Here is a 25,158-nt window from a genome sequence, read left to right as displayed (position 1 = left end):
GATCCCGTGCGACGTTCTGCTGTTCTGCGGGCGAGCGATCAGCGCGGGCGCGACACGCGGGCGCGCACGGTGTCGTACAGCGTGCCCGCCTTGGCACGCAGCCTGTCGTCGACCCGGTCGTAGATCATCCATCCGAGCAGCAGGAACAGCGGGGGCAGGACGTAGCTCCAGAAACCGGAAGCGCGGACGCCGCTCAACCAGACGACCGCGACCCACAGCACGAGCTCGACGAGGTAGACGAGCACGTACTGGACGACCTTCTCGCCGAGCCGCGTCCGGTCGGCGGCGGACTTCGCGGCCGCCTTTCGGAACGCCGCGGTGAGCAGCGGCTTCAGGAACAGGGCTGCGAGAGTGAGGATCACGGCCGCCCACAGGGCGTGGAAGCCGACGGAGACGCCGGGCGAGAGGATGCCGAGGAGCAGCAGGACGACGACGTCGAACACGTAGAGCGCGGCGAACCGGACGATTCCGTTCTTCATGTCCTCAGAATTCCACAGTTCCGGGTGCGAGCACATCGATCGTCAGGGGGAGGGGAAGGCCCGCTCCACGGCGTCGACGACTCCGGCGTAGACCGCGTCCCAGTCGACGACCTCCGGAGCGACGCCGGCCAGCTCGAGGCTCACGGCCCCGTGCACCTGGGCCCAGACGGTGAGTGCGGCCGACATGACCTCCTCGGTAGGCACGCGGGCGGCGAGGGCGCGCACGAGCGGGGCCATCGCCTCGCTCGTCGTCGCAGCCTCGGGCACGCAGTCCTCCACCGCGATGATCGCGCCCCCGAACATGAGCCGGTACAGCGCGGCGTTGTGGATCGCCCACTCCCGGTACGCGAGTCCGAGCGCGCGGAGGTCGCCGGGCTCGACCTCCGCCTGCGACGCGCCGAACGACGCGAAGCCGTGCTCGATCACCGCCACGAGCAGCTCCGCCTTGCCCCCGAAGAGGGCGTAGACCGCGGACGTCGACGTCCCGGCGTCGTCCGCGACGTCTCGCAGGCTGATGCGCTCCGGGCCCTTCGCGTCGACCATCTCCGCGGTCGCGTCGAGGAGACGCCGGCGCAGGGCGTCGTCGTACCGAGTGGGTCTTGCCATGGGATCGATCGTACCGTAACGTCGTTTCGTAACAGCGTTACACAACCTCGTCTCGAGGAGTCGGCATGGCACAGCAGGTCTTTCCCGGTCGTTTCACCGCCGCCCCGGATCGGGAGGACGTCACGGTCTTCCTCATCGGAATGCGTGCGAATCGCTGGTGGCAGCTCGGGAAGGTCTGGTGGACGGCCAGCAGGATGCCGCCCATGCTGATCCATCTCGCCACGCACCCTGAGGCCGGGATGCTGGGTGCGCACAGCTGGTTCGGGCGCACCACGCTTCTGCTCTCCTATTGGGAGAGTCCCGAGCATCTGCAGCGCTTCGCTGCCGACCGCGAGGCTCCCCACCTGCAGCCCTGGCGCGACTTCATGCGCACGCTGCAAGGGAGCGGGAACGTCGGGGTCTGGCACGAGACGTATCAGGTGCCGGTCGCCGACCTCGAAGCCGTCTACGTCGACATGCCCGCCTTCGGACTCGCCGCGGCGACGACGCACACGCCGATCGGTCCCGGATCGAAGACGGCGCGGCAGCGGCTGGGCCGCTGACTCCGGCGACCGCTCAGCCCTGGGGGTGCAGCGCGCTCTCGATGTGGGCGATGCGCGCCTGATCGTCGAAGCGGAAGGTCGCGGTGCCCGAGGAATCCGAGACGGTGGCTCCCGAGAACGACTCGTCCGTCCAGCTGAGGGTCCAGCCCGCGAGGCGGGCGGCGTCCCAGACGGCGGTCCGAGCGTCGGGCAGGGCGAGGCCCGAGAGGATGCGCGGGAGCGCGATCGCGGCCGCGGCGACCGTGAGCGGGGGGATCGGCGCGTCGAGCAGGAACACCGCGCGGGTGCCGCCGCCGACGGGAGCGATGTACGCGGGCGAGCGGCCGGTGAGCTCGACCGCGACGCCGCCGACGGTGTGCGCCGCCGCGGTCATCCATTCGTCGTCGCCCGTCGCGTCGTCGGGGAAGGGGAGCTCGGGCTCGCTGAGGGCGACGATGCCGTGCGCGGCGCCGTAGTCGCGAAGCTGAGCGGCCACGCCCGCGGGGTCGCCCTGAGGGTGCGCCCATGCCCACAGCAGCGAGCGCGGGCCGGGTGCGAGCGTCGCGACGAGCTGCACGCGGGCGACCAGCTGACGCGTCGGGTCGGCGTTCGACGTGAAGGTGAGGGTTCCGGCGGCCATGTCGGCATCCCAGCGGTTCTCGCCGAGAGCCTCGAGGGCCGTCGCGAGCGCATCCTGACGAAGCGCGGTGAACAGTGCGGCACGATCGGCGAGGGGCTGGAGCGCGGCGAAGGTCATGCCGCCAGTCTGGCCCGGGATGCTATGAATCCGCCAACTCCGCGCCGGGGCCGGCGTCAGTAGCTCGCCCGCGTGCTGTCGTCGGCGGCGGGGATGAATCGTGTCGCGAGGGCCTCGGAGGCGCGAGCGAGCAGCGCGACGTCGGCACCGACGGCGACGAAGTCCGCCCCCGCCGCGATGTACGCGTCAGCGGCGGACGGATCGAAGGCGTTCACCCCGACGGGCCTCCCGGCGGCCGTCACCGCCGCGAACACGGTCTCGACCGCTCGCACGACGTCGGGGTGCGTCTGCTGCCCCAGCAGCCCCATCGATGCGGAGAGGTCCGACGGACCCACGAAGACGGCATCCACACCGTCGACGCCGGCGATCTCCGCGGCGGCCTCGACGCCCGCGGAGGTCTCGATCTGCACGGTGAGCGACGTGTGCCGGGCGGAGTCCCGGAGGTAGTCGTCCACGCGATTCCAGCGCGCGCTGCGAGCCAGCGCACTGCCGACGCCGCGCACCCCCTCGGGCGGGTAGCGCGTCGCGGCGACGGCGGCGCGCGCCTCGTCGGCGGACGACACCATCGGCACGATGATGTTCTGCGCGCCGAGATCGAGCACCTGCTTGATCGCGACGGGGTCGTTGGACGGCACCCGCACGACGGGGGCGATCGGATACGCGGCGACGACCTGCAGCTGCAGCAGAGTGGACTCGAGGGTGTTCGCCGAGTGCTCCATGTCGATGAGCAGCCAGTCCAGCCCGGAGCCGGCGGCGACCTCGGTGACGAGGGCGCTGCCGGAGCAGGCCCACATGCCCACGAGCGGGCGATGCGATCCGGCGAGCCTTTCGCGGAAGGAGGGGCTCAGATGAAGCGGCATGCGATCGTTCCCATCGGTCCGTAGTCGCACAGCACCTCGTCGCCGCGCGACACCCACATCGGGCGTGTGAACGATCCTGCCAGGATGATCTCCCCGGCTTCGAGCCGCGCGCCGTGCTGATGGAACTTGTTGGCGAGCCAGGCGACCCCCGTGGCGGGATGCCCGAGCACTCCGGCCGCGACTCCCGTCTCCTCGATCTCGCCGTTGCGCGAGAGCACCCCCGGCACCCACCGGAGATCGATCTCGTCGGGGCGCTTGCGCACGGCGCCGAGCACCATGGCGCCGTAGGCCGCGTTGTCGCTGATCGTGTCGACGATGGTGCGCCCCTCGAGCTCGATGTGCGAGTTGAGGACCTCGAGCGCGGGGACGGCGTAGTCGATCGCCGAGAGCGCGTCCTCGAGGGTGCAGTCCGGGCCCTCCAGCGGCCGCGCGAGCACGAACGCCAGTTCGACCTCGATGCGCACGTTCGAGAAGTGGGAGGTCGGGATGTCCGCACCGGACTCGTAGACCGTGTCGTCGAACATCACGCCGTAGTCGGGTTCGGTGATGCCCGTCGCCTGCTGCATCGCCTTCGAGGTCAGGCCGATCTTGCGTCCGACCAGTCGCCGCCCGGCGGCGACCTGCGCATCACGCCAGACGCCCTGGATCGCGTACGAGTCCTCGACGGTCGCCTCGGGGTGTCGTGCGGTGATCCGCGGGATCACCCCGTGCGTGCGATCGGCCTCGGCGAGCTCCGCCGCGATCTGCGCGACGGTGTCTGCTGACAGCATCCGTTCCTCCTCCTGTGTGCTCCGCGGGGCGCCGCCCCGCTGCTCAGAGCTGGTGGCCCAGCTTGTACTCGCCCTGCTTGTACTCCGGCATGTCCTTCTCGTCGTCGGCGCGGGTGTACGAGAACCCGTCGGCGCCGATCGTGACCGCCATCTCGGAGCTGTCGGTGCGGGCGACCACCGGCTGGGGGTTCCCGTCGAGGTCGAGCACGAGCGAGGCGTCGGTGTACCAGCTCGGCACGACGGGATTGCCCCACCAGTCGCGGCGCTGGTTGTCGTGCACGTCCCACGTGATGACCGGGTTGTCGGGGTCGCCGGTGTAGTAGTCCTGCGTGTAGACCTCGACGCGGTGGCCGTCGGGGTCGCGGAGGTACAGGTAGAACGCGTTGCTCACGCCGTGGCGTCCCGGACCCCGCTCGATCGCGTCGGATCGGCGCAGGGCTCCGAGCTTGTCGCAGATCGCGAGGATGTTGTGCTTCTCGTGCGTCGCGAAGCACACGTGGTGCATGCGGGGGCCGTCGCCGCCGGTCATGGCGGTGTCGTGCACCGTCGGCTTGCGGCGCATCCACGCGGCGTAGACCGTGCCCTCCTCGTCCTGGATGTCCTCCGTGACGCGGAACCCGAGATCCTGCATGAACTTGACCGCGCGCGGCACGTCGGGGGTGACCTGGTTGAAGTGATCGAGGCGCACGAGCTCGCCGGGGATGTGCAGGTCGTATCGCCACGACATCCGCTCGACGTGGTCGGACTGGTGGAAGAACTCGATCGGGAAGCCGAGCGGGTCGACCACGCGTACCGAGTCCCCGACGCCCTTGACGAATCCGTCCGGTGCTCGCCGCACGTCGCAGCCGAGCTCGGTGTAGAACTCGACGGCGCGATCGAGGTCGTCGGCCGAGCGCACCCGGTAGGAGAAGGCGGCGACCGCGGCGACCGGGCCCTTGCGCAGCACGAGGTTGTGGTGGATGAACTCCTCCGTCGAGCGCAGGTAGATCGCCTCGTCGTCCTCCTCGGTCACGTAGAGACCGAGGACGTCGACGTAGAACACGCGCGAGGCGGCGAGGTCGGTGACGACCAGCTCCATGTAGGCGCAGCGCAGCACGTCAGGGGGAGTGGCATCGGGCGTCGTGATGGGGTCGTCGGTCTGAATCGGAGCCTCCTGGCTCACGTAGTAGCCCGAGGAGGTCAGCGTCTTCGCAGTCTTGTCGGTCATGTCGGGGTCCTTGCTCAGTTCTTGCCGAAGGTCGGGTTGTGCGCGCCGCCGAGCGTGATGTGCACGCTCTGCTGGTCGGTGTAGAAGTCGATCGAGCGGTACCCGCCCTCGTGACCGAGGCCCGAGGCCTTGACGCCGCCGAACGGGGTGCGGAGGTCCCGCACGTTGTTCGAGTTCAGCCAGACCATGCCGGCCTCGACCGACTGGGCGAAGTTGTGCGCGCGCTTCAGGTCGTTCGTCCAGATGTACGCCGCGAGGCCGTACTTCGTGTTGTTCGCGAGCGAGAGCGCCTCCTCGTCGGAGTCGAAGGGCGTGATCGCGACGACCGGCCCGAAGATCTCCTCCTGGAAGATCCGCGCGTCGGGCGAGACGTCGGCGAACACGGTCGGTGCGACGAAATTGCCCTCCTCGAAGCCTTCGGGGCGGCCTCCGCCGGCCACGAGACGGCCCTCGGTCTTGCCGATCTCGACGTACGACATGACCTTGTCGTAGTGCTCGGGGTGCACGAGCGCGCCGACCTCGGTCGCGGGGTCGTGCGGGTAGCCCACCTTCACGCGCTTCGCCTGCGCCGCGTAGCGCTCGACGAACTCGTCGTAGATCGACCGCTCGACGATGATGCGGGAGCCTGCGGTGCAGCGCTCGCCGTTGAGGGAGAAGACGCCGAAGATGGTCGCGTCGACGGCGGCCTCGATGTCGGCGTCGGCGAACACGACGGCGGGCGACTTGCCGCCGAGCTCCATCGACAGGCCCTTGAGGAACGGGGCCGCGTTGCCGAAGATGATCTGGCCCGTGCGGCTCTCGCCCGTGAACGAGATGAGCGGGACGTCGGGGTGCTTCACGAGCGCGTCGCCGGCGTCCTCGCCGAGTCCGTTGACGAGGTTGAACACGCCCTTCGGGAGTCCTGCCTCTTCGAAGATGCCTGCCCACAGGGAGGCGGAGAGCGGCGTGAACTCGGCGGGCTTGAGCACGACCGTGTTGCCGGTGGCGAGCGCGGGGCCGAGCTTCCACGACTCGAGCATGAACGGCGTGTTCCACGGCGTGATGAGACCGGCGACGCCGATCGGCTTGCGGTTGACGTAGTTCATCTGCTTGCCGGGCACCTTGAACGCGTCGTCCGCCTGCGCGACGATCAGGTCGGCGAAGAAGCGGAAGTTCTCGGCGGCGCGACGCGCCTGCCCGAGCGCCTGGGTGATCGGAAGGCCGGAGTCGTAGGACTCGAGCTCGGCGAGGCGGGCGTCGCGCGACTCGACGATGTCGGCGATGCGGTGCAACACGCGCGAGCGCTCGCGGGGGAGCATCCGCGGCCAGGGGCCCTCGTCGAAGGCGCGCTTCGCGGCGGCGACGGCCAGCTCGATGTCGGCCTTCTTACCGGCGGCGGCCGTCGTGTAGGTCTGATTCGTCACCGGGTCGAGGACATCGAACGTGTCGCCGTCGACCGAGTCGACGAAGGCTCCGTCGATGTAGTGCCGGATGTGGTCGGGCAGGTCTGCGGGAATGCGGGAATCGGTCATGACGCGTCTCCTGAGTCGTGGTGAGAACGGGTGTGCAGGGCGTCGAGGAAGGCATCCCTCGTGCGCCAACGGTGATTGCGGGCGGCCAGCTCGATCTCGAGCGGATCGGCGTCGGCGCGGATCAGCTCGAGGATCTGGGAATGCTCCTCCACGGAGTGCTGGGCGCGCCCCGGGACGTAGGCGAAGGTCGAATCCCGGATGCCGGACAGGCGGGCCCAGCCGCGGTGGACGAGATCGAGCAGATGCGGATTCGGGCAGGGCTCGAACAGCAGGGAGTGGAACTGCCGGTTGAGCTCGGTGAACGCATGGGCGTCGAGATGACCCAGCATCTGCGTCATGCGCTCGTTGACCTCTGCCGCGGCGTCGAGCGTCTTCGCGTCGAGCAGCGGCGCCGACAGGGCGGTCGCGGCTCCCTCGACGAGACCGAGCGTCTGCATCGTGTGCGCGTACTCGCTCTCGTCGACGAGCGTGACCCGGGCGCCGACGTTGCGCTCGAACGTGACCAGGCCCTCGGCCTCGAGGCGGCGGATCGCCTCCCTGACCGGGACGACGCTCATGCCGAGCTCGTCGGCGATCGAGCCGAGCACGAGCCGGTAGCCGGGGCCGAAGGCGTGACCGGAGATCCGCGAGCGGATCCAGACGTACGCCTGCTCGGACTTGCTGGCGCTCGTCGTCGTGCTCATCGCCGGTCCGCCGATGCGGTCGCGGCGTCGTACTTCGCCCGCCACTCCGCGTTCAGGGGGAACAGTCCGTCGACCGGGTGACCGGCTGCGACCTGCTCGGCGATCCAGGCGTCCTCGACCTCCTGCGCGAGAGCGGCGTCCACGACCTCCTCGACGAGCGACGGCGGGATGACGATGACACCGTCTCCGTCGCCCACGACGATGTCGCCGGGCTGGACGGTCGCTCCGCCGCAGGAGATCGTCACGTCGACGTCCCACGGCACGTGCCGGCGCCCGAGCACGGAGGGGTGGGCGCCCTGCGAGAAGACGGGGAGTCCGATCTCGGCCACCGCGTCGAAGTCGCGCACGCCGCCGTCGGTGACCACTCCGGCCGCGCCCCGAGCGCGGGCGCGCAGGGCGAGGATGTCGCCGAGCGTTCCGGAGGTCGCGTCGCCGCGGGCCTCGATGACGATGACCTCGCCCTCGTCGACGGCGTCGAACGCCCGCTTCTGCGCGTTGTACCCGCCGCCGTGCGAGGCGAACAGATCCTCGCGGAACGGCACGAACCGCAGGGTCTTTGCCGTGCCGACGATCTTGGACCCCGGGATGTTGGCCGCGACGCCGTCGACGAAGCACGAGTGGTGGCCGCGCTTGCGCAGCTGTGCAGAGAGGCCGGCGGTCGGCGCCTCGAGCAGCTTGGCGCGGAGTTCGGGGGAGAGTGCGGGGGTCGAGACCTCTGCGGAGGGGAGGCCCGCCGCCTCGCGCGATCCCCACGCCTCGGAGCGCTGCAGATCGTCGACGGCGGGGAGCGAGCCGATCTCGCCGTCGAACGGGATCTCGCCCTGGGTGACGGTCGTGACGAGACGGCCCGAGCTGGGGGAGCCGACGGCATCCGGAGCATCCACCTCGATCTCGACCACATCGCCGGGCACGATCACCGAGGACCCGGCGGGTGTTCCGGTGAGGATCACGTCGCCGGGCTCCAGCGTGAAGTGCTGCGACAGATCGGCGACGAGCTGCGCGAGCGGGAAGATCAGGCCCTCGGTGGTGTCGTCCTGGCGGAGCTCGCCGTTGACCCACGCGCGCACCCGGAGTGCGGCGGGATCGACCGTGCGGGCGTCGATCAGTTCAGGGCCGAGGGGCGTGTAGCCGTCGCCGCCCTTGGATCGGACGTTCGAGCCCTTGTCGTTCGCGCGCAGGTCGTAGAGGCCGAGGTCGTTCGAGGCCGTGACCCATGCCACGTGCTCCCAGGCGCGGTCGAGCGGTACCCGGCGGGCGGCGGTGCCGATGATGACGGCGATCTCGCCTTCGAACGCGAGGAGCTCGGTGCCGGCGGGGCGCTCCACCGTGCCGCCCGAGACGCCGATCGAGCTGGCCGGCTTGAAGAAGTAGGAGGGGGCGGCAGGACGCCGGCCCCGCTGATCGGCTCGGGACGCGTAGCTCAGGTGGATCGCGATGATCTTGCCGGGGCGGGTGATGGATGCCGTCACGGGGCGCCTCCTCGCGCAGTCGTCGGCGTCGGAGCGCCGGGTCGGACGCCTTGTGCGTCGTATCCGAAATCATATATCATTGTGTCACCCCTCGGCAAGCACCCCGAACCACCTCGTGAGCGAGCCGTGACAATGCGGTCACAACAAGAAGGAGACACCCCATGAGCGGGCAGTCAACGGACGGGTTCACGCCCACCGGAACAATCGCGACAGCGGCCGATCGGCGCCGCGTCGTCTTCGCCACCGTCGTCGGCACCACCGTGGAGTGGTACGACTTCTTCATCTACGCCACGGCTGTCGGCCTCGTCTTCGGACAGCTGTTCTTCGAGCCGCTGGGCGCCAACAGCGCCCTGATCGCGTTCGCCACGGTCGGCGTGAGCTTCCTGTTCCGGCCGCTCGGCGCATTCCTCGCCGGGCACTACGGCGACAAGCTCGGCCGCAAGACCGTGCTCATGTGGACTCTGATCCTCATGGGAGCCGCGACCGCTCTCATCGGCATCCTGCCGACCTACGAGGCGATCGGCATCGCCGCGCCTGTCCTGCTCGTGCTGCTCCGCATCATCCAGGGCATCTCCGCGGGCGGCGAGTGGGGCGGGGCGGTGCTGATGGCCGTCGAGCACGCCCCGAAGAAGAGGCGCGGCATCTTCGGCGCCTCGCCGCAGATCGGCGTGCCTCTCGGCCTTCTGCTCGCCTCGGGCGTCATGGCCCTCATGACGGCCATCGCGCCCGGCGACCAGTTCCTCGAGTGGGGCTGGCGCATCCCGTTCCTGCTCAGCGTCGTCCTGATCCTCGTCGGCTACTACGTGCGCCGTCGCGTGGAGGAGAGCCCGGTGTTCACCGAGCTCGCCGAGCGCAAGGAGAAGGCGAAGATGCCGATCGTGCAGCTCTTCCGCAAGCACCTGCTGCTCGTGATCATCGCGGCCTTCGTCTTCGCCGGCAACAACGCGGTCGGGTACATGACCACCGGCGGCTACATCCAGGGCTACGCGACCAACCCCGAGGGGCCGATCGGCCTCGAGCGCGGGCCGGTGCTGTGGGCGGTCGCGGGGTCCGCGGTCACCTGGCTGCTCACGACGCTCATCGCCGGGTGGCTGTCCGACCGCATCGGCCGACGGACGACCTACATCATCGGCTGGGTCATGCAGCTCGTCGGCGTCTTCACGCTGTTCCCGCTCGTCAACACGGGGGAGATCGGACTGCTGTTCGCGGGGCTCGCGTTCCTCACGATCGGACTGGGCTTCACCTACGGTCCGCAGGCGGCGCTGTACACGGAGCTCTTCCCGGCCAGCATCCGCTTCTCGGGCGTCTCGATCTCGTACGCGATCGGCGCGATCGCCGGTGGGGCGTTCGCGCCGACGATCGCCACGGCCATCGTGCAGGCGACCGGCTCGACGCAGGCCGTCACCTGGTATCTCGCCGGCATGACGGTGCTCGGACTCGTCGCGACGCTGCTGCTGCGCGACCGCTCCGGCATCCCGCTGGGGCCGGGCCACGAGGACGAGCAGTCCGTGAGCCCGATCTACGGTCTCGCGAGGGCCTGACCCGCCCGGGTCGTGCACGACTCAGCATCGATGCGGTGCACGCGTCGCGTCGCCCCCGGTTCTCCGGGGGCGACGCCTTCGTCGTGCTGCGTCTCTGCTGAATCGTGCACGGCGTCAGCTGCCGAGCGATTCGCGTATGGCGGATGCCGAGCGCTGCAGCCGCGCCGCGATGTCGCCGTCGTCGAGGTCGGTCGCGACGTGCACGACGGCGATCGCCGCCGGCCGCTGTCCGCGCAGGATCAGGGGGACCGACACCGACTGCACCGTCGGGATGACCTCGTCGTGGCTCGTCGCGAATCCGCGCTCGCGGGCCCGATCGACCTCGGCACGCAGGGCCTCGCCCGCGCCGTCCGGCCACTGCGAGACCGGCAGCTGCGTCAGGATGGCCTTTCCCGGAGCGCCGACGGTGACCGAGTGCCGCGCTCCCGGACGCTGTGCGACGCTCGCGATGGCGTGCCGGGGCTCGACGCTCGCGAGCGTGATGCAGTCGTCGCCGTCGAGGACGGCGAGGAAGCACGTCATGCCGAGCTCGTTCGCGATCGCGGTCAGCTCGGGAAGCGCCTCGGCCTGCAGATCGTGGGCGACGCCGGCGGCGAGAGCCGCCATGCGCGGGCCGAGGGTGACGGCTCCCGACGCATCGCGGCCGACGAGCCGGTGGTCCTCGAGCGTGCGCAGCAGGCGGTACGCGATCGAGCGGTGCACACTCAGCTGCGCCGCGATCTCGTCGATGCTCAGGGGCGTCCGCGCGTCGGCGAGCACCTCGAGGATGCGGATGCCCCGGCTCAGCGTCTGCGAGGCGGGCGACGGGGTGTCGGGCATGGTGATCCTCGCTCGTGTCCTTGCGCTCGGTCAGGGATGAATCGTAGGCTTTGTTCATTAGCAGAACAGTGTGTTCGAATATAGAACACGCCGATCCGCTTCGCAATCAGACAGAGATGTCCGGAAGGAATCGACGACGATGCAGTTCCACCACCACGGCTATGTCTCCGGAGACCCGCGCGTGCTCCCCGCGGCGATCGACGGTCGCCCCGACGACCTTCCCGACGAGATCGACGTCCTCATCGTCGGGTCCGGCCCCGCCGGGATGCTTCTCGCGGCGCAGATGTCGCAGTACCCCGACGTGACGACCCGCATCATCGAGAAGCGCGAGGGACGGCTCGTGCTCGGCCAGGCCGACGGCATCCAGCCCCGCAGCGTCGAGACGTTCCAGGCCTTCGGCTTCGCGGAGCGCATCGTCGCCGAGGCATACAACATCGGCTGGATGAACTTCTGGGGCCCGAACCCCGAGAATCCCTCCGAGATCGTCCGGACGTCGCGCACCGCGGACTACGCCTACGACATCTGCGAGTTCCCGCACCTCATCGTCAACCAGGCGCGCGTGCTCGACTACTTCGCCGAGGCGGCCGCCCACGGTCCGGCGCGGATCGCGCCCGACTACGGCATCGAGTTCACCGGGCTGACTGTGCACGACGAGGGCGACCACCCCGTCGAGGTCGGCGTGCGATATGTCGCGGGGGACCGCTCCGGCGAGGAGCGGACCGTCCGCGCGAAGTACGTCGCCGGCTGCGACGGCGCGCGCAGCGGCGTGCGCCAGGCCATCGGACGCACCCACGTGGGCGCCAGCGCGGCGCATGCGTGGGGCGTCATGGACGTGCTCGTCAACACGGACTTCCCGGACTGGCGGACCAAGTGCGCGATCAACTCCGAGGCGGGCAACATCCTGCACATCCCGCGGGAGGGCGGCTACCTCAGCCGCATGTACATCGATCTGGGCGAGGTCGCGGCCGACGACGACCACCGCGTGCGCCGGACGCCGATCGAGGAGATCATCCGCAAGGCCAACGCGATCCTCAGCCCGTACACGCTCGACGTCAAGGAGGTCGCCTGGCACAGCGTGTACGAGGTGGGGCACCGCGTCACGGACGGGTTCGACGACGTGATCGACGGCTCCGGTCGCACACCGCACGTGTTCCTCACCGGAGACGCGTGCCACACGCACAGCGCCAAGGCGGGGCAGGGGATGAACGTCTCGATGCAGGACGGCTTCAATCTCGGGTGGAAGCTCGGCTCCGTGCTGACGGGGCGCGCGCCCGAGACTCTTCTCGCCACCTACGGCGCCGAGCGTCGTCCGGTCGCGCAGCAGCTCATCGACTTCGACCGGGAGTGGTCGTCGCTCATGACGCGCAAGCCCTCGGAGATCACCGACCCCAACGACCTCGCCACGTACTACCTCGCGACGGCCGAGTTCCCGTCGGGGTTCATGACGCAGTACACGCCGTCGATGATCACCGGGACGGACGCGCACCAGTCGCTCGCGGCGGGCTACCCGATCGGCAAGAGGTTCAAGTCGGCCGAGGTCGTGCGCGTCGGCGACGGCAACGCCGTCCACCTCGGGCATCACGCGAAGGCCGACGGCCGCTGGCGCGTCTACGCGTTCGCCGACCGGGACGGTTCGGCGCTCGCCGCGTGGGCGGAGGCGGCGACTCCCCTCTTCGCGCGCTTCACCCCGTCGGACGCCGACCAGGATGCGGTCTTCGACGTGAAGGCGATCCACCAGCGGTCGTACGAGGACGTCGAGGTCACCTCGTCGCCCGCGCTGTTCCAGCCGAAGACCGGACCGCTCGGTCTCACCGACTGGGAGAAGGTGTATGCCGCCGGGCCGTCGAAGTGGACGTCGACCGACATCTTCGAGGCGCGTGAGCTGTCCCGCGACGGCGTCGTCGTCGTGGTGCGCCCCGACCAGTACGTCGCGGCGGTCCTCCCGCTCGACGGCACCGACGAGCTCGCGGAGTTCTTCGAGGGGGCGCTCCTGCCCGCATCCTGAAGCGCCCTGGTGCGATGTCGGCGGCCCCGCGTACCGTGGGACCCGGACAGGCGACGGCGCCTGCCGGAAAGGTGCGTGCCATGACCTGGAAGATCGAGCTCATCTTCGTGCCGGTGACGGATGTCGACCGGTCGAAGGAGTTCTACACGAAGATCGGATTCAATCCCGACCACGACTCGGTCCCGTTCGACGGGATGCGCTTCGTGCAGATGACCCCGCCCGGCTCGGCCTGCTCGATCGCCTTCGGCACGGGCCTCGGCGTCGACCTCGAGCCGGGGCAGCAGAACACCATCCAGGTGGTGGTGCCCGATGCGGACGAGGCGCTCGCGATGCTGCGCGGAGTCGGCGTCGAGGCGCAGGGCGTCGATGAACAGGGCTGGGGACGCTTCGTGTCCTTCGACGACCCCGACGGCAACACCTGGACGCTGCAGGAGCTGCCGGACTACAGCGCGCAGACCTGATCAGCGGATCCGCGTCGCGCCGCCCGACACCTCGATCCCGCCTGATGCGGGGATGGTCACTGTGAGGAGGCTCGGGCGTCGCACGTGCGCGCCCTGATGGATCCGCACCGTCGATTCCGGGTGACCGAGCTCCCGCAGATAGGCGCCGGTCGACGCGGCCGCCGACCCGGTCGCCGGATCCTCGGTGATGCGACCGACCGGGAACAGGTTCCGGGCGTCGAAGTCGGCGGGGCCCGCCGCGTGCAGCACGGTCACCGTGCCGAGCCACCCCTGCTCGCGCATGAGCGCGGCGACGGATGTCGGAGAGAAGCGGAACTGGTCGAACACCTCGCGGTCGGCGATCACGATGATCGGATGCCGATTGCCGGCGGACGACTCCTTCGGCGGGAAACGCTCGTCGAGGTCGTCGGTCGACAGGCCGAGCAGGCCGAGCAGACGGTCGAGCACGGCGCCGTCGAGGTCGCGCACGTGAGGCTCGATGCTCGTGAAAGACACGGAGACCGCGCCGTCGTCGACCCGCGACCGCAGGGTCACCGCGCCCGCATCGGTGTCGAACACGATCTCCGCAGGACCGTCGCGCTCCGCGAGGGCGACGGCGGTGGCGACCGTCGCGTGCCCGCAGAACGGCACCTCCGCGGCGGGGGACCAGTAGCGCGCGCGATAGCGGACGAGGCCGTCCTCGTCCGAGCCTCCCGTGAGGAACGCCGTCTCGGAGTACCCCACGTCCCGCGCGATGCGCTGCATCTCGGCATCCGTCAGCCCGTCCGCGTCGAGAACGACGCCCGCGGGATTCCCGCCCTCCGGAGTGGCTGCGAAGGCGCTGAAGCGGAGCACGTCGTCGTCTGTCATGTCGAGGAGCCTAGCGAGCACGAGCCCTCCGCCGCGCCGTCACGAGTTCACGCGGATGATCTCCTGCTGGTACGGCGCGATCACGTCGCCGGAGATACGCAGGTCCAGGAGCAGGAACCGTCGCGACGCCACGTCCTCCTCGGCCCACGCGCGCAGCCGATCGAGGTCGGCGAGCGTTCTCACCGCCACGCCCTCGGCTCCGACGGCGGCGCCGAACGCCGCGAAGTCGACCTCCGGGATGCGCATCGGTCCTTCCGCGAGCCCCTTCAGGCCATAGAGGTTGACCTCGGCGCCGTAGGCGGCGTCGTTCCAGATCACTGCGATACCCCGCCCCTGCGCGGCGCGCACCGCGGACTCGAGGTCGGCGATCGCCATGAGCCCGCCGCCGTCGCCCGAGGTGAGGACGACGGTCGACTCGCGACGTGCGAGGGCGGCCCCGACGACGCTCGGCCAGCCCTGTCCGATCGACTGGAACGCGGTGCCGACCATCATCATGCGGTCGGGAGCCTCGACCGGCCAGTACATGTTCGCCCAGCCGATGAAGTGTCCGCCGTCCGAGACGACGACCCGGTCGGCCGGAAGCAGCTCCGCGATCCGGCGGGCGGCCGAGCGAGGGTCGAGGCGGCCGTCCGGCGCCAGCTCGTCGCCGACGTCATAGGCGCGGGCGGCGACGACGTCGACGGTCTCGCGCCAGGGCCGGGTGCGCTCGGTGTGCACGGCGTCGGATGCCGCGCGCGACGCGCCGGACGGATCGACGTCGCCGTCGGCGTGTGCGGTGTCATCTCCGAAGCTGTGCCCGGGGACTGCCGCAGCAGAGCCCAGACGTTCGACGAGGGCCTCCGCCGCGACGCGGGCGTCCGCCCGGACGAAGCCGCCGACGTGCGGATGGGTGGCCGCCGGGGCGATGTCGATCTGGAACACGCGCGTTCCCGGAGCGAACAGATCTCCGAACCGCATCGTGAACTGGTTGAGGGAGGCGCCGAACACCACGGCGACGTCGGCGGTGCGGACGAGCTCCATCGCGCCGTCCGCGCCGAATCCGCCGGTCACGCCGAGGTCGTATCGGGTGTCGGGGAAGACGCCGCGACCGAGCGCGGACGAGGCCGTCAGAGCGCCGGTCCGCGCCGCGAGGAGACCCAGGGCGTCCCCCGCGCCGGCGAGCCAGGCTCCTCGACCGGCGAGCAGGAACGGACGCTGCGCCGAGCGGAGCGCGTCGGCGATGTCGTCGAGCATTCCGTCGGCGAATGCGCCGCGCGGAGCGAGCGGCGCGGGGACGCGGGGCTCGGGAGCCTCCGGCACCGGCCCGGCCTCGAGGGATGCCACGTCGTAGGGGATGGCCAGGACGACCGGCACCCGATAGGTCAGGGCGTGCTCGATCGCGATGACGGTGGTCGCCGCGGCATCCGCGCGACCGACGGTATAGGTGCGCGCGCCGACGGCGGAGGCCAGGGCGATCTGGTCGACATCCCACGGCCGCGGGCCCGAGGTGGGCTCGTCGCCCACCACCAGCACGAGGGGCACGTGAGCCTGCACGGCCTCGGCGAGGGCCGTGAGCGTGTTGGTGAACCCGGCGCCGTAGGTCGAGGTGCCGGCGGCGATGCGACCGGAGGCGCGGAAGTGCGCGTCCGCGGCGACGACTGCGCCCTGCTCGTGACGCACCGCCGTGAAGACCGCGTCGGTGCGGGTCTCGAGGGCATCGAGGAAGTAGGCGTTGCCATTGCCCATGACGCCGAAGACGGCATCGATGTGCTGGGCGAGGGTGAGGGCGACGTGCGCGGAGACGGAGGGCATGCGAGAGCCTTTCGAGACAGGGACGGAGATCGGGTGCGTTCCGTATGTGTCTCGCCCGCGCGTCGTCGCTCGGAGCTTCGTGCCTCTTTTTCAGGCACCGGCATCTCAGAATGCCGGACGGGTCGATTCTAGACCCGCCGGGCGGCGGTGCGGAGCACGTCGAGAGGCGCGGAACGGTCGTCCCGTGCAGGAGAATGGGACGATGACGGATGCCGCGATCGAGCGCGAGACGCTCACCTGGGACGGGTTCGGATCGGCGACGAGGGATCTCGCGCGCCGTATCCTCGACAGCGGCTTCGAGCCCGAGGTCGTGGTGGCGATCGCGCGCGGCGGTCTGCTGCCGGCCGGGGCGATCGCATACGGCCTCGGCGCGAAGAACTGCGGCGCGATCAACGTGGAGTTCTACACAGGCATCGGCACGGTGCTCGACGCCCCCGAGATCCTTCCTCCCGAACTCGACATGGCGTACCTCGACGGACGGCGCGTGCTGCTGGTCGACGACGTCGCCGACTCGGGTCGCACGCTCGCGCTCGCCGTCGACCTCCTTCGCGGCAAGGGCGCCGACGTGCGCTCGGTGACGATCTACACGAAGCCGTCCACGATCATCCAGCCCGACTACGCCTGGAAGGACACCGACCTCTGGATCGACTTCCCGTGGTCGTTCCAGGGCACCGTGCGGGAGGAAGACCTCGGGCTCGCGCCTTCGGCGTGAGCGCCCCGGTGATCACCCGCGCAGCAGCGCGCGCAGCGTCTGGATCGTGTCGGCCTCGGTGACGGCCTTGTCGGGCCGATATCCCTTCACCCGCGCGAAGCGCAGGGCGATGCCTCCGGGATAGCGCGGCGAACGCTGCACACCGTCGATGGCGATCTCGACGACGAGCGCGGGCCTCAGGAAGACGGTCGATGCCGTGCGCCGCTCCTCGTGCTCCGGGAACGTCGCGGTCTGCCACCGGAGCAGCTCGTCCGTGAGGCCCTTGAAGGTCTTGCCGACCATAACGAGGCCCCCCGGCTCGCCGAACTCGCCCTCGGGGTCCAGCGCTCCGAGGTGCAGGTTCGAGAGCCACTCCCGGCGGCGGCCGGAGCCCCACTCGGCAGCGAGCACCACGAGGTCGTACGTCAGCACGGGCTTGACCTTGACCCAGGACTTGCCGCGACGGCCGGCCGTGTACGTCGAGTCGATGCCCTTCACGAGCACGCCCTCGTGCCCGGCGGCCAGCGCCTCGCGGGACAGCTGCTCGGCGGCCTCGGGGTCGGCCGTGACGATGCCGGGCATGCGCCACTCGCCGACCACGCGCTCCAGTTCGGCGAGGCGGAGGGAGAGCGGTTCGTCGAGGAGGTCGCGACCGTCGACGTGGAGGATGTCGAAGAACCAGGGGCGGAGTGCGAGATCGCGCGAGGCATCCGCACCGAAGCGGGACATGGTCTCCTGGAACGGACGCGGACCTCCGTCCTCATCCAGCGAGAGGGTCTCGCCGTCGAGGATCAGGTCGGTGGCAGGCAGCGAGCGGACGATCTCCACGATCTCCGGCACACGGTGCGTGATGTCGGCGAGGCTGCGGGTGTAGACGCCCACCTCGTCGCCGCGACGGTGCACCTGGATGCGCGCTCCGTCGAGCTTGTACTCGACGGAGGCCTCGCCGGTGACCTCGAGCGCTGCGGACGGCGTCGACGCCGTCGCCGCCAGCATCGGGAGAACGGGTCGGCCGACCTGCAGGCCGACGGCCTCGAGATCGTCGGCCGAGCCAGTGAGGGCCAGGACCGCCGTCGCTCCGAGATCGCCCGACAGCATGGCCGCGCGCCGCACGACGGCCGCCGGCCGATCGGAGGCCTTGGCGACCGCGTCCAGCAGCACCCCGGAGAGCGCTCCGGTGCGGAGCTCGCCCATCATCGCGCGGGACAGGAAGTCCCACTGTGCGGCCGTGGCGCGGGAGGCCAGGCTCGAGAGGATCGTCGTGCGGCGTGCCGCGGATCCTGCTCCGGCCGCACCCGTCAGCGCATCGAACGACGCATCGACGTCGGAGAGGGCCAGCGTCTGATCGTCGGCGTGCTCGACCGCGAGGGCCGCGATGCCGCGCCAGCCGACGCCGAGACGCCCCTGACGCGGCTCGGCGAGCAGGAGGCCGACGAGCGCGGGCACCTCGGACGGGTCCGCGCGCCGGAGCAGTCCCGCGAGCGCATCGATCTTCGCGAGGCGGGATCCGGTCGCCGCGACCTCCTCGGCGGTGGCGACGACGTCAGCGATCTTCATCCGGGCAGTCTCGCACCGGCATCCGACATCGCACGATGCCCTTGCCTTCGCGTTCGGCGGCGCACTAGGGAGACCCCGAGGGCGATGCGGCACGCGAGCGCGGGCGTCAGCGCCCCCGGAACATCGGCGTGCGCTTCTCCTGGAACGCGGCGAAGCCCTCGCGGTAGTCCTCGGTGTCGCACAGGGCGGCCTGGGCGGCGTTCTCGATGTCGACGGACTCCCACAGCGCGAGCCGTTCGTCGCGGATGCGCGCCACCAGCTGCTTGCTCGCCAGGAACGCCGCCGTCGCACCGCGAGCCGCCGTGGCCGCGGCATCCGTGGTCGCGGCGAGCACCTCGTCGTCGGGGAGCGCGCGTGAGAACAATCCGGACGCGACGGCCTCCGTACCGCTCATCAGCCGTCCGGTGTAGACGAGGTCGAGCGTCCGGTGCGCGCCGAGGCGGTCGAGGAAGAGGGCGTGGCCGCCGGAGTCGAGCGTCGCACCCAACGCGGCGAACGGCGAGCCGATCTTCGCCGATTCCGCGACGTAGACGACGTCCGTCGCGATCAGCAGTCCGAGTCCGACTCCGAGGCAGGCGCCGTGGGCGACGGCGAAGGTGGGGGCGGGGAAGCGCGACATCCGCCGCAGCAGCGGGGTCACGAGTCCGCCGAGGTAGCCGATCACATCGTCGTCGCGAGGGTCGACGCCCGAGATGTCGCGGCCGGCGCAGAAGGCGCGTCCCTCACCGCGCAGCACCAGCGCTCTGACGCCCGCGGCTTCGGCATCCTCGTACGCGCGACCGAGGTCGTGCAGCGCCTGCTCGTCGAGCGAGTTCAGTCTGGCGGGGGCGTCGAGCACGACGGTCGCGACATCGTCGGCGATGGTGAGTTCGATCATCGGATGCTCCTCAGACGTCGTAGTCGACGACGGTGCGCTCGCTCGTCGGATGGGACTGGCAGGTGAGGACGTAGCCGCGCTCGATCTCGTCGGGTTCCAGCGCGTAGTTCTCGGTCATGGTGACGCTGCCCTCGATCACACGGGCCCGGCAGGTGCCGCACACTCCGCCCGCGCAGGCGAACGGCGCGTCCGGTCGCACCCGCAGCGCGGCATTGAGCACCGTTTCGTGCGCGTCCACCGGACTCTCCACGGTCGAGGAGACGCCGTCGAGCGTGACCTCGATGCGCACGGTGCGCTCGCCGGCCCGCACCTCGACGGGGCGAGCAGCTCGGACGGGTTCGTCGCCGGTCGTGAAGAGCTCGAAGCGGACGTGCTGTCCCTCCACTCCGACGTCGGCGAGCACCTCGCGGCACAGATCGACGAGGGAGAGGGGCCCGCACAGGAACCATTCATCGACATCCGCCGGGTCGATGAGGACGCGCAGGATGGTCCGCAGCCTCTCCTCGTCGATGCGACCCGAGAGCACCGGTGCCGTGCGCTGCTCGCGCGAGAGCACGTGATGCAGAGTCACCCTCGTCGGGTAGCGGTCCTTGAGGTCCGCGAGGTCTTCGAGGAACATCACGTCGAGCGTCGAGCGGTTGGTGTACAGGAGCGTGAAGCGCGAGGTCTCGGAGCGGGTCAGCACGGTGTGCGCGAGAGCCATGAGCGGTGTGATGCCGGAGCCTGCCGCGATGCCGACGACGTGCCGGTGATCGAGGTCGTCGAGTCCCGACGTGAACGTGCCCTGCGGGCTCATGACATCGATCTCGAAGCCGGGGCGCAGTCCGGTCTGCGCCCAGGTGGAGAACAGGCCGCCCTCGTCGCGCTTGACCGCGACGCTCAGACGAGTCGGCGTCCCGGCTGCGACCTGTTCGGCGGTGCGGTGCTCGGGCGCTCGGCACAGCGAGTACGACCGGCGCACCTCCGCGCCCTCGAGCGTGGTCCGCAGAGCCACGTACTGGCCGGGCAGGTGGTCGTAGTCGTCGGCCAGATCCGCGGGGACGGTGAAGGTCACCTCGACGGCGTCGTCGGTGAGCGGACGCACCGACTCGACGGCCAGCGTGTGGAACCGCGCGCGCGTGCGGACGGGACCGGTCGACCGGACCGCGGTGGGGGTCGGTCGCACGGCCGACGAGGAGGTGAACAGCGACATCAGTGGACCTTGAAGTGATCGAACGGCTCGAGGCACGCGCGGCACTCGAAGAGGGACTTGCACGATGTGGATCCGAAGCGGGAGACCTCGCGCGTGTCCAGCGATCCGCACCGAGGGCAGCGCACGCTCAGCGCGAGACGGATGGGACCCTGCGAGATCGCGGCACGGCCGGTGGGTGGAGCGATGCCGTACTCGGCCAGCTTGTGCGTGCCGGCCTCCGTCATCCAGTCCGTCGTCCATGCGGGGGAGAGGACCATACGCACGTCGACGCGCGCGTAGCCGGCCGCGGTGAGAGCGAGGATCACGTCGTCGCGGATCGTGTCCATCGCGGGACAGCCGCTGTAGGTCGGGGTGATGTCGACGTGCACGGTGCCGCCGTCGACCTGCACGTCGCGCAGCACACCGAGGTCCTCGATCGTCAGCACCGGCACCTCCGGGTCGGCGACGGAGGCAGCGATCCGCCATGCCTCCGCCCGCACCGAGCCGGTCACCAGGACGCTCCCGGATGCCGTCGCGCCAGCACCTGCATCTCAGCCAGCACGTGGCCGAGCGGCGTCGCGTGCGCACCGTGGCGCCCGCCGGCGGACGACGCGGCGACCACGGGCACCGACAGCTCCGCCTCGGCGAACACCGTGTCGACGACGGCATCGAAGCCGGGTCGCAGGGTCGACGGCCGCACCGCTGCGTCGCCCAGCCGCTCGAGCAGCGGCTCGTCGCGGAACAGCTCGTCGGTGTAGGGCCACAGATCGGCGAACGCACGGATGATGCGGCGCCGCGACTCGTCCGTGCCGCCCGCGAGCCGCAGCACCCACTGCACGGAGTGGTCGCGGTGGTAGTCGACCTCTTTGAGCGCCTTCTCGGCGATCGCGGCGAGCGTCTCGTCGGTGCTCGCGCGGAGCGCGGAGTACAGCTCGAACATGTAGGTCGACACGACGAACTGTCGGGCGATGGTCTGCGCGAAATCGCCGTTCGGCTGCTCGACGATCCACGCGCTCCGGAACTCCGGCTCGTCGCGGAAGTAGGCCAGGTCGTCTTCGCTGCGGCCGTCGAACGTGCCGGCGAAGCGGAGGAGCGAGCGCGCATGGCCGAGCAGGTCGAGCGCGATGTTGCCCAGCGCCACATCCTCCTCGAGCTCGGGCGCGCGCGAGATCCACTCCCCGAGCTGCTGCGCCAGGATCAGCGCATCGTCCCCCAGCCAGAGCGCGTACTCCGCGATCTCCGCGGACGATGCGACGGTCCCTGCTCCGGCGAGCTCCTCGCTCAGTCGCAGCTCGTCGACCGAGACGTCGCCATGCCCGTCGTTCACAGGTGCGGCACCCCCTCGGACGCGGTGTAGTACACGGCATGCCGGTAGTTCTTGCCGGCAGGGCTCTCGAAATAGGCGCCCTTGGCGTCGGGGTCGCTCGTCGTGATCGCATCCGCCGGAACCGCCCAGATCGACACGCCTTCGCCGCGACGCGTGTAGAGATCGCGGGCGTTGCGGATCGCCATGTCGGCATCCGGCGCGTGCAGTGAGCCGACGTGCACGTGACTCAGACCGCGGTTCGCGCGCACGAAGACCTCCCAGAGAGGCCACGGTTCGCGGTCGTCGGCACCCGGTGTCGCCATCAGGCCACCGCCTGCGTCCTCAGGGCCTGCTTGCGGGCGTACTCGGCCGCGGCCTCACGCACCCAGGCGCCCTCCTCATGCGCCGTGCGTCGGCGCTCGAGCCGCTCGGCATTGCACGGGCCGTTACCGCGCAGCACCTCGAAGAACTCGTCCCAGTCGATCTCGCCGATCACGTACTGCCCGGTCTCCTCGTCGAGGCGAAGGTCGGGATCGGGGAGCGTCACGCCGAGGATCTCGGCCTGCGGCACCAGCATCCCGACGAAGCGCTGACGCAGCTCGTCGTTCGTGAAGCGCTTGATCCTCCACTTCATCGACTGAGCGGAGTTGGGGGACTGGTCGTCCGGCGGGCCGAACATCGCCAGGCTCGGCCAGTACCAGCGGTTCACGGCATCCTGCGCCATCCGCCTCTGCTCGTCGGAGCCCTGCATCAGCGAGAGCAGGATCTCGAAGCCCTGACGCTGGTGGAACGACTCCTCCTTGCAGACGCGCACCATCGCGCGACCGTACGGGCCGTACGACGCCCGGCACAGCGGCACCTGGTTGCAGATCGCCGCGCCGTCGACGAGCCATCCGATCGCGCCCATGTCGGCCCAGGTGGGGGTGGGGTAGTTGAAGATCGACGAGTACTTGGCCCGGCCGGTGATCAGCTGGTCCATCATCTCGTCACGCGTGATGCCGAGGGTCTGCGCCGCCGAGTAGAGGTAGAGGCCGTGGCCGGCCTCGTCCTGGACCTTCGCCATGAGGATCGCCTTGCGCTTGAGGCTCGGCGCGCGTGTGATCCAGTTGCCCTCCGGCTGCATGCCGATGATCTCGGAGTGCGCGTGCTGCGAGATCTGGCGGATCAGCGTCTTGCGGTAGGCGTCGGGCATCCAGTCGCGCGGCTCGATGCGCTGCTCGTTGGCGATGAGCTCGTCGAACAGGCGCTCCTCGTCGGAGAGCTCGTCGGCGACGAGGGAGAGGTCTGCGGGGCTGGTCATCATCGACTCCTCGGTGTCCGCCCGGCTTTACTGACCGGTCGTTTGGTAATTCTGACACGGAGGTTCGCGGCGCGCAAGGCGCAGCGCTCAGCGCTCAGCGCGAGCGCGAGACGAGGTCGAGCAGCGCTCGGCCGTAGGCCTCGGCGGGATCCGGATGCTCGAAGCGCAGCGCCTCGCCGGCGATCTCGATCTCGACCGCGAAAGAGTCAGGCAGGCGGGTGAGGGCGCGGAACGTGCCGCGCAGCAGCTCACGCAGCTGGTCCTCGCGGGGCAGCCAGACCGCGTCCGCGAGGGTGACGGCGTCGAGCGCCCATTCGGTGGTGCCGTTGAAGGCGAGGTCGGTGCCGCTCGGTGTCTGACGAGCCTCGATCGTCATCTCGCTGACGGTGAAGACGTCGGCTTCGGCTTCGAGTTCGACCTCGTCGGGCAGATCGAGCTGGAAGCGATCGCCCTCGCTCGGATGCCACACGAGACCCGCGTCACGGAGGGACACGGCCAGTTCTCGGGTGATCATCCCTCCACGGTAGACGACGGGATCGGGCGCAGGGCCGTCGCGCCGGTGGATCGACGGATGCCGGATGCGGGCGTCCTCGGGCCCTGATGTCGGTGATATCGGGCACAGTGGAGGCATGACCTCTCCCGCCTCCGTCGACACCCGCACCGCCGCCCTCTCTGCGCTGCGCGAGCTGGTCGGCCGCCCTGACGCCGACTTCCACGACGGCCAGTACGAGGCGATCGAGGCCCTCGTCGAGGGCCGCCGCCGCGCCCTCGTCGTCCAGCGCACCGGGTGGGGCAAGTCGGCCGTGTACTTCGTCGCGACGCTGCTGCTGCGGCGGCAGGGTGCGGGCCCCACCGTGCTCGTCTCGCCGCTGCTGGCGCTGATGCGCGATCAGATCGCCGCGGCCGAGAGGGCGGGAGTCCGGGCCGTCGCCATCAACTCGACCAACGCGCACGAGTGGTCCGACGTGCTGGAGCAGCTCGACCGCGACGAGGTCGACGTGCTGCTCGTGTCGCCCGAGCGGCTCAACAACCCGGCGTTCCGTGAGCAGCAGCTGCCTGCGCTCGTGCGGCGGATCGGCATGCTGGTGGTCGACGAGGCGCATTGCATCAGCGACTGGGGCCACGACTTCCGCCCCGACTACCGACGGCTGCGTGACCTGATCGAGCAGATGCCTCCCGAGGTCCCTGTGCTCGCGACCACCGCGACAGCGAACAGCCGGGTCGTCGCGGATGTCGCAGAGCAGCTCGGCACGGGCGGACCATCCGATGCGGGTGGACCCGCGGTGCTCACGATCAGGGGTCCGCTCGCGCGCACCTCGCTGCGGCTGGGTGTGCTGCGCCTGCGCGATTCGGCGAGCAGGTTGGCCTGGCTGCTCAGTCACATCGACGATCTCCCGGGATCCGGCATCATCTACACCCTCACGGTCGCCGCCGCCGTCGACACCGCGCGGCTGCTGCGGGAGCACGGCCACGAGGTGCGCGCCTACACGGGACAGACCGACACCGACGAGCGCGCGGAGTCCGAGGGGATGCTGAAGCGCAACGAGGTCAAGGCGCTCGTCGCCACGAGCGCCCTCGGCATGGGATTCGACAAGCCGGACCTCGGCTTCGTCCTGCACCTGGGGGCGCCGTCGTCGCCGGTCGCGTACTACCAGCAGGTGGGCCGCGCCGGCCGCGCGAGCGAGAGTGCCGACGTGCTGCTGCTTCCGGGGGTCGAGGACCGCGACATCTGGCACTACTTCGCGACGGCGTCGATGCCCGACCGGGAGCGTGCCGAACGCGTGATCGCCGCGCTCGGCGATCAGCCGATCTCCACGCCGGCGCTCGAGGCGATGGTCGACATCCGCCGTACGCCGCTCGAGCTGCTCCTCAAGGTGCTCGACGTCGACGGAGCGGTGCGGCGGGTGCAGGGCGGGTGGGTCGCGAC

26 protein-coding genes are annotated in these 25,158 nt (G+C 70.3%); 6 read left to right on the top strand and 20 right to left on the bottom strand.

Annotated features, from left to right (window positions below; all coding sequences use genetic code 11):
• Positions 1-38: 38 nt before the first annotated feature.
• Both A4X16_RS11870 and A4X16_RS11865 read right to left on the bottom strand, forming a co-directional pair.
• Entirely contained in the window at positions 39-479 is a 441-nt protein-coding gene (locus A4X16_RS11870; protein WP_067120805.1) for a hypothetical protein, read from the bottom strand.
• 42 nt (positions 480-521) lie between these two features.
• A complete protein-coding gene (locus tag A4X16_RS11865) occupies positions 522-1,085 on the bottom strand; it encodes a TetR/AcrR family transcriptional regulator (protein WP_067120803.1) in 564 nt (187 codons plus the stop codon).
• 65 nt (positions 1,086-1,150) lie between these two features.
• On the opposite strand from A4X16_RS11865, the gene A4X16_RS11860 reads away from it, so the two are divergent.
• Entirely contained in the window at positions 1,151-1,627 is a 477-nt protein-coding gene (locus A4X16_RS11860) for a DUF4188 domain-containing protein (RefSeq protein WP_067120801.1), read from the top strand.
• Between the two features lie 13 nt (positions 1,628-1,640).
• Here the strand turns inward: A4X16_RS11860 and A4X16_RS11855 are convergent, their stop codons facing one another.
• The 7 genes from A4X16_RS11855 to A4X16_RS11825 are packed head-to-tail and all read right to left on the bottom strand — an operon-like array spanning position 1,641 to position 8,863.
• Entirely contained in the window at positions 1,641-2,363 is a 723-nt protein-coding gene (locus A4X16_RS11855) for a DUF6882 domain-containing protein (RefSeq protein ID WP_067120799.1), read from the bottom strand.
• Between the two features lie 56 nt (positions 2,364-2,419).
• Entirely contained in the window at positions 2,420-3,223 is an 804-nt protein-coding gene (locus tag A4X16_RS11850; protein ID WP_067120797.1) for an HpcH/HpaI aldolase family protein, read from the bottom strand.
• Positions 3,208-3,993 (bottom strand): fumarylacetoacetate hydrolase family protein, encoded by a 786-nt coding sequence (locus A4X16_RS11845; protein ID WP_067120795.1) that lies wholly within the window; start codon positions 3,991-3,993, stop codon positions 3,208-3,210. Before A4X16_RS11845 ends, A4X16_RS11850 begins: the two co-directional genes overlap by 16 nt.
• A 43-nt stretch (positions 3,994-4,036) precedes the next feature.
• Positions 4,037-5,200 carry a 3,4-dihydroxyphenylacetate 2,3-dioxygenase gene (gene hpaD, locus A4X16_RS11840; RefSeq protein ID WP_067120794.1) on the bottom strand — a complete coding sequence of 388 codons (1,164 nt, stop codon included), beginning with the start codon at positions 5,198-5,200 and terminating at the stop codon, positions 4,037-4,039.
• Positions 5,201-5,214: 14 nt separating this feature from the next.
• Positions 5,215-6,711, bottom strand: a complete 1,497-nt coding sequence (gene hpaE / locus A4X16_RS11835; RefSeq protein ID WP_067120792.1) for a 5-carboxymethyl-2-hydroxymuconate semialdehyde dehydrogenase — start codon at positions 6,709-6,711, stop codon at positions 5,215-5,217.
• Complete coding sequence (locus tag A4X16_RS11830) at positions 6,708-7,394, bottom strand: GntR family transcriptional regulator (RefSeq protein WP_067120820.1); 687 nt, start codon at positions 7,392-7,394, stop codon at positions 6,708-6,710. The genes hpaE and A4X16_RS11830 overlap by 4 nt, the downstream gene beginning before the upstream one ends.
• The gene (locus tag A4X16_RS11825; RefSeq protein WP_067120790.1) at positions 7,391-8,863 is read right to left on the bottom strand and encodes a fumarylacetoacetate hydrolase family protein; all 1,473 of its coding nucleotides are present in this window, start codon (positions 8,861-8,863) and stop codon (positions 7,391-7,393) included. The genes A4X16_RS11830 and A4X16_RS11825 overlap by 4 nt, the downstream gene beginning before the upstream one ends.
• A 161-nt stretch (positions 8,864-9,024) precedes the next feature.
• Between A4X16_RS11825 and A4X16_RS11820 the strand changes: the two genes are divergently transcribed.
• A complete protein-coding gene (locus A4X16_RS11820; protein WP_067120788.1) occupies positions 9,025-10,404 on the top strand; it encodes an MFS transporter in 1,380 nt (459 codons plus the stop codon).
• A gap of 114 nt (positions 10,405-10,518) precedes the next feature.
• Here A4X16_RS11820 and A4X16_RS11815 read toward each other — a convergent pair whose 3' ends face one another.
• The gene (locus A4X16_RS11815) at positions 10,519-11,223 is read right to left on the bottom strand and encodes an IclR family transcriptional regulator (protein WP_067120786.1); all 705 of its coding nucleotides are present in this window, start codon (positions 11,221-11,223) and stop codon (positions 10,519-10,521) included.
• A 139-nt stretch (positions 11,224-11,362) separates the two neighbouring features.
• Here A4X16_RS11815 and A4X16_RS11810 point away from each other — a divergent pair, with 139 nt between their 5' ends.
• Both A4X16_RS11810 and A4X16_RS11805 read left to right on the top strand, forming a co-directional pair.
• Positions 11,363-13,228 carry an FAD-dependent monooxygenase gene (locus tag A4X16_RS11810; protein ID WP_067120784.1) on the top strand — a complete coding sequence of 622 codons (1,866 nt, stop codon included), beginning with the start codon at positions 11,363-11,365 and terminating at the stop codon, positions 13,226-13,228.
• Between the two features lie 80 nt (positions 13,229-13,308).
• A complete protein-coding gene (locus A4X16_RS11805; RefSeq protein ID WP_067120782.1) occupies positions 13,309-13,689 on the top strand; it encodes a VOC family protein in 381 nt (126 codons plus the stop codon).
• Here the strand turns inward: A4X16_RS11805 and A4X16_RS11800 are convergent, their stop codons facing one another.
• Both A4X16_RS11800 and A4X16_RS11795 read right to left on the bottom strand, forming a co-directional pair.
• Entirely contained in the window at positions 13,690-14,538 is an 849-nt protein-coding gene (locus tag A4X16_RS11800) for a PhzF family phenazine biosynthesis protein (RefSeq protein WP_067120780.1), read from the bottom strand.
• A gap of 39 nt (positions 14,539-14,577) precedes the next feature.
• Positions 14,578-16,329 carry a thiamine pyrophosphate-binding protein gene (locus A4X16_RS11795; RefSeq protein ID WP_067120778.1) on the bottom strand — a complete coding sequence of 584 codons (1,752 nt, stop codon included), beginning with the start codon at positions 16,327-16,329 and terminating at the stop codon, positions 14,578-14,580.
• Positions 16,330-16,531: 202 nt separating this feature from the next.
• On the opposite strand from A4X16_RS11795, the gene A4X16_RS11790 reads away from it, so the two are divergent.
• Positions 16,532-17,041, top strand: coding sequence for a phosphoribosyltransferase (locus tag A4X16_RS11790; RefSeq protein ID WP_067120776.1), 510 nt, complete (start codon positions 16,532-16,534; stop codon positions 17,039-17,041).
• A 12-nt stretch (positions 17,042-17,053) separates the two neighbouring features.
• Here the strand turns inward: A4X16_RS11790 and A4X16_RS11785 are convergent, their stop codons facing one another.
• The 8 genes from A4X16_RS11785 to A4X16_RS11750 all read right to left on the bottom strand — a co-directional run bounded on the left by A4X16_RS11785 (position 17,054) and on the right by A4X16_RS11750 (position 23,745).
• The gene (locus tag A4X16_RS11785) at positions 17,054-18,577 is read right to left on the bottom strand and encodes an ATP-dependent DNA ligase (protein WP_067120774.1); all 1,524 of its coding nucleotides are present in this window, start codon (positions 18,575-18,577) and stop codon (positions 17,054-17,056) included.
• A gap of 106 nt (positions 18,578-18,683) precedes the next feature.
• Positions 18,684-19,454: an enoyl-CoA hydratase/isomerase family protein gene (locus tag A4X16_RS11780; protein WP_067120772.1), complete on the bottom strand. Its 771-nt coding sequence runs from the start codon at positions 19,452-19,454 to the stop codon at positions 18,684-18,686.
• A gap of 10 nt (positions 19,455-19,464) precedes the next feature.
• Positions 19,465-20,646 carry a 1,2-phenylacetyl-CoA epoxidase subunit PaaE gene (paaE, locus tag A4X16_RS11775; RefSeq protein WP_067120770.1) on the bottom strand — a complete coding sequence of 394 codons (1,182 nt, stop codon included), beginning with the start codon at positions 20,644-20,646 and terminating at the stop codon, positions 19,465-19,467.
• Complete coding sequence (gene paaD / locus A4X16_RS11770) at positions 20,646-21,137, bottom strand: 1,2-phenylacetyl-CoA epoxidase subunit PaaD (protein WP_157560156.1); 492 nt, start codon at positions 21,135-21,137, stop codon at positions 20,646-20,648. The genes paaE and paaD overlap by 1 nt, the downstream gene beginning before the upstream one ends.
• Entirely contained in the window at positions 21,134-21,952 is an 819-nt protein-coding gene (gene paaC, locus A4X16_RS11765) for a 1,2-phenylacetyl-CoA epoxidase subunit PaaC (RefSeq protein ID WP_067120766.1), read from the bottom strand. Before paaC ends, paaD begins: the two co-directional genes overlap by 4 nt.
• Positions 21,949-22,254, bottom strand: coding sequence for a 1,2-phenylacetyl-CoA epoxidase subunit PaaB (paaB, locus tag A4X16_RS11760; protein WP_067120764.1), 306 nt, complete (start codon positions 22,252-22,254; stop codon positions 21,949-21,951). The genes paaC and paaB overlap by 4 nt, the downstream gene beginning before the upstream one ends.
• Positions 22,254-23,231, bottom strand: a complete 978-nt coding sequence (paaA, locus tag A4X16_RS11755; protein WP_067120818.1) for a 1,2-phenylacetyl-CoA epoxidase subunit PaaA — start codon at positions 23,229-23,231, stop codon at positions 22,254-22,256. Before paaA ends, paaB begins: the two co-directional genes overlap by 1 nt.
• Positions 23,232-23,325: 94 nt before the next feature.
• On the bottom strand, positions 23,326-23,745 hold the full coding sequence (locus A4X16_RS11750; RefSeq protein ID WP_067120762.1) for a pilus assembly protein CpaE: 420 nt from the start codon (positions 23,743-23,745) through the stop codon (positions 23,326-23,328).
• 115 nt (positions 23,746-23,860) lie between these two features.
• Between A4X16_RS11750 and A4X16_RS11745 the strand changes: the two genes are divergently transcribed.
• Positions 23,861-25,158: RecQ family ATP-dependent DNA helicase (locus A4X16_RS11745; protein WP_157560154.1), on the top strand; the 1,298-nt coding region annotated here is incomplete at its 3' end.

Source organism: Microbacterium sp. H83 (assembly GCF_001650405.1).
Classification (GTDB): Bacteria; Actinomycetota; Actinomycetes; order Actinomycetales; family Microbacteriaceae; genus Microbacterium.
Note: the sequence above shows the minus strand (reverse complement) of the source record. Positions and strands in the feature narration are given on the sequence as shown.

Bases quoted from the DNA above. Each gene is read 5' to 3' on its own strand.
- A4X16_RS11870 (WP_067120805.1), bottom strand. From the start codon at position 479: ATGAAGAACGGAATCGTCCGGTTCGCCGCGCTCTACGTGTTCGACGTC.
- A4X16_RS11865 (WP_067120803.1), bottom strand. From the start codon at position 1,085: ATGGCAAGACCCACTCGGTACGACGACGCCCTGCGCCGGCGTCTCCTC.
- A4X16_RS11860 (WP_067120801.1), top strand. From the start codon at position 1,151: ATGGCACAGCAGGTCTTTCCCGGTCGTTTCACCGCCGCCCCGGATCGG.
- A4X16_RS11855 (WP_067120799.1), bottom strand. From the start codon at position 2,363: ATGACCTTCGCCGCGCTCCAGCCCCTCGCCGATCGTGCCGCACTGTTC.
- A4X16_RS11850 (WP_067120797.1), bottom strand. From the start codon at position 3,223: ATGCCGCTTCATCTGAGCCCCTCCTTCCGCGAAAGGCTCGCCGGATCG.
- A4X16_RS11845 (WP_067120795.1), bottom strand. From the start codon at position 3,993: ATGCTGTCAGCAGACACCGTCGCGCAGATCGCGGCGGAGCTCGCCGAG.
- hpaD (WP_067120794.1), bottom strand. From the start codon at position 5,200: ATGACCGACAAGACTGCGAAGACGCTGACCTCCTCGGGCTACTACGTG.
- hpaE (WP_067120792.1), bottom strand. From the start codon at position 6,711: ATGACCGATTCCCGCATTCCCGCAGACCTGCCCGACCACATCCGGCAC.
- A4X16_RS11830 (WP_067120820.1), bottom strand. From the start codon at position 7,394: ATGAGCACGACGACGAGCGCCAGCAAGTCCGAGCAGGCGTACGTCTGG.
- A4X16_RS11820 (WP_067120788.1), top strand. From the start codon at position 9,025: ATGAGCGGGCAGTCAACGGACGGGTTCACGCCCACCGGAACAATCGCG.
- A4X16_RS11815 (WP_067120786.1), bottom strand. From the start codon at position 11,223: ATGCCCGACACCCCGTCGCCCGCCTCGCAGACGCTGAGCCGGGGCATC.
- A4X16_RS11810 (WP_067120784.1), top strand. From the start codon at position 11,363: ATGCAGTTCCACCACCACGGCTATGTCTCCGGAGACCCGCGCGTGCTC.
- A4X16_RS11805 (WP_067120782.1), top strand. From the start codon at position 13,309: ATGACCTGGAAGATCGAGCTCATCTTCGTGCCGGTGACGGATGTCGAC.
- A4X16_RS11800 (WP_067120780.1), bottom strand. From the start codon at position 14,538: ATGACAGACGACGACGTGCTCCGCTTCAGCGCCTTCGCAGCCACTCCG.
- A4X16_RS11795 (WP_067120778.1), bottom strand. From the start codon at position 16,329: ATGCCCTCCGTCTCCGCGCACGTCGCCCTCACCCTCGCCCAGCACATC.
- A4X16_RS11790 (WP_067120776.1), top strand. From the start codon at position 16,532: ATGACGGATGCCGCGATCGAGCGCGAGACGCTCACCTGGGACGGGTTC.
- A4X16_RS11785 (WP_067120774.1), bottom strand. From the start codon at position 18,577: ATGAAGATCGCTGACGTCGTCGCCACCGCCGAGGAGGTCGCGGCGACC.
- A4X16_RS11780 (WP_067120772.1), bottom strand. From the start codon at position 19,454: ATGATCGAACTCACCATCGCCGACGATGTCGCGACCGTCGTGCTCGAC.
- paaE (WP_067120770.1), bottom strand. From the start codon at position 20,646: ATGTCGCTGTTCACCTCCTCGTCGGCCGTGCGACCGACCCCCACCGCG.
- paaB (WP_067120764.1), bottom strand. From the start codon at position 22,254: ATGGCGACACCGGGTGCCGACGACCGCGAACCGTGGCCTCTCTGGGAG.
- paaA (WP_067120818.1), bottom strand. From the start codon at position 23,231: ATGACCAGCCCCGCAGACCTCTCCCTCGTCGCCGACGAGCTCTCCGAC.
- A4X16_RS11750 (WP_067120762.1), bottom strand. From the start codon at position 23,745: ATGATCACCCGAGAACTGGCCGTGTCCCTCCGTGACGCGGGTCTCGTG.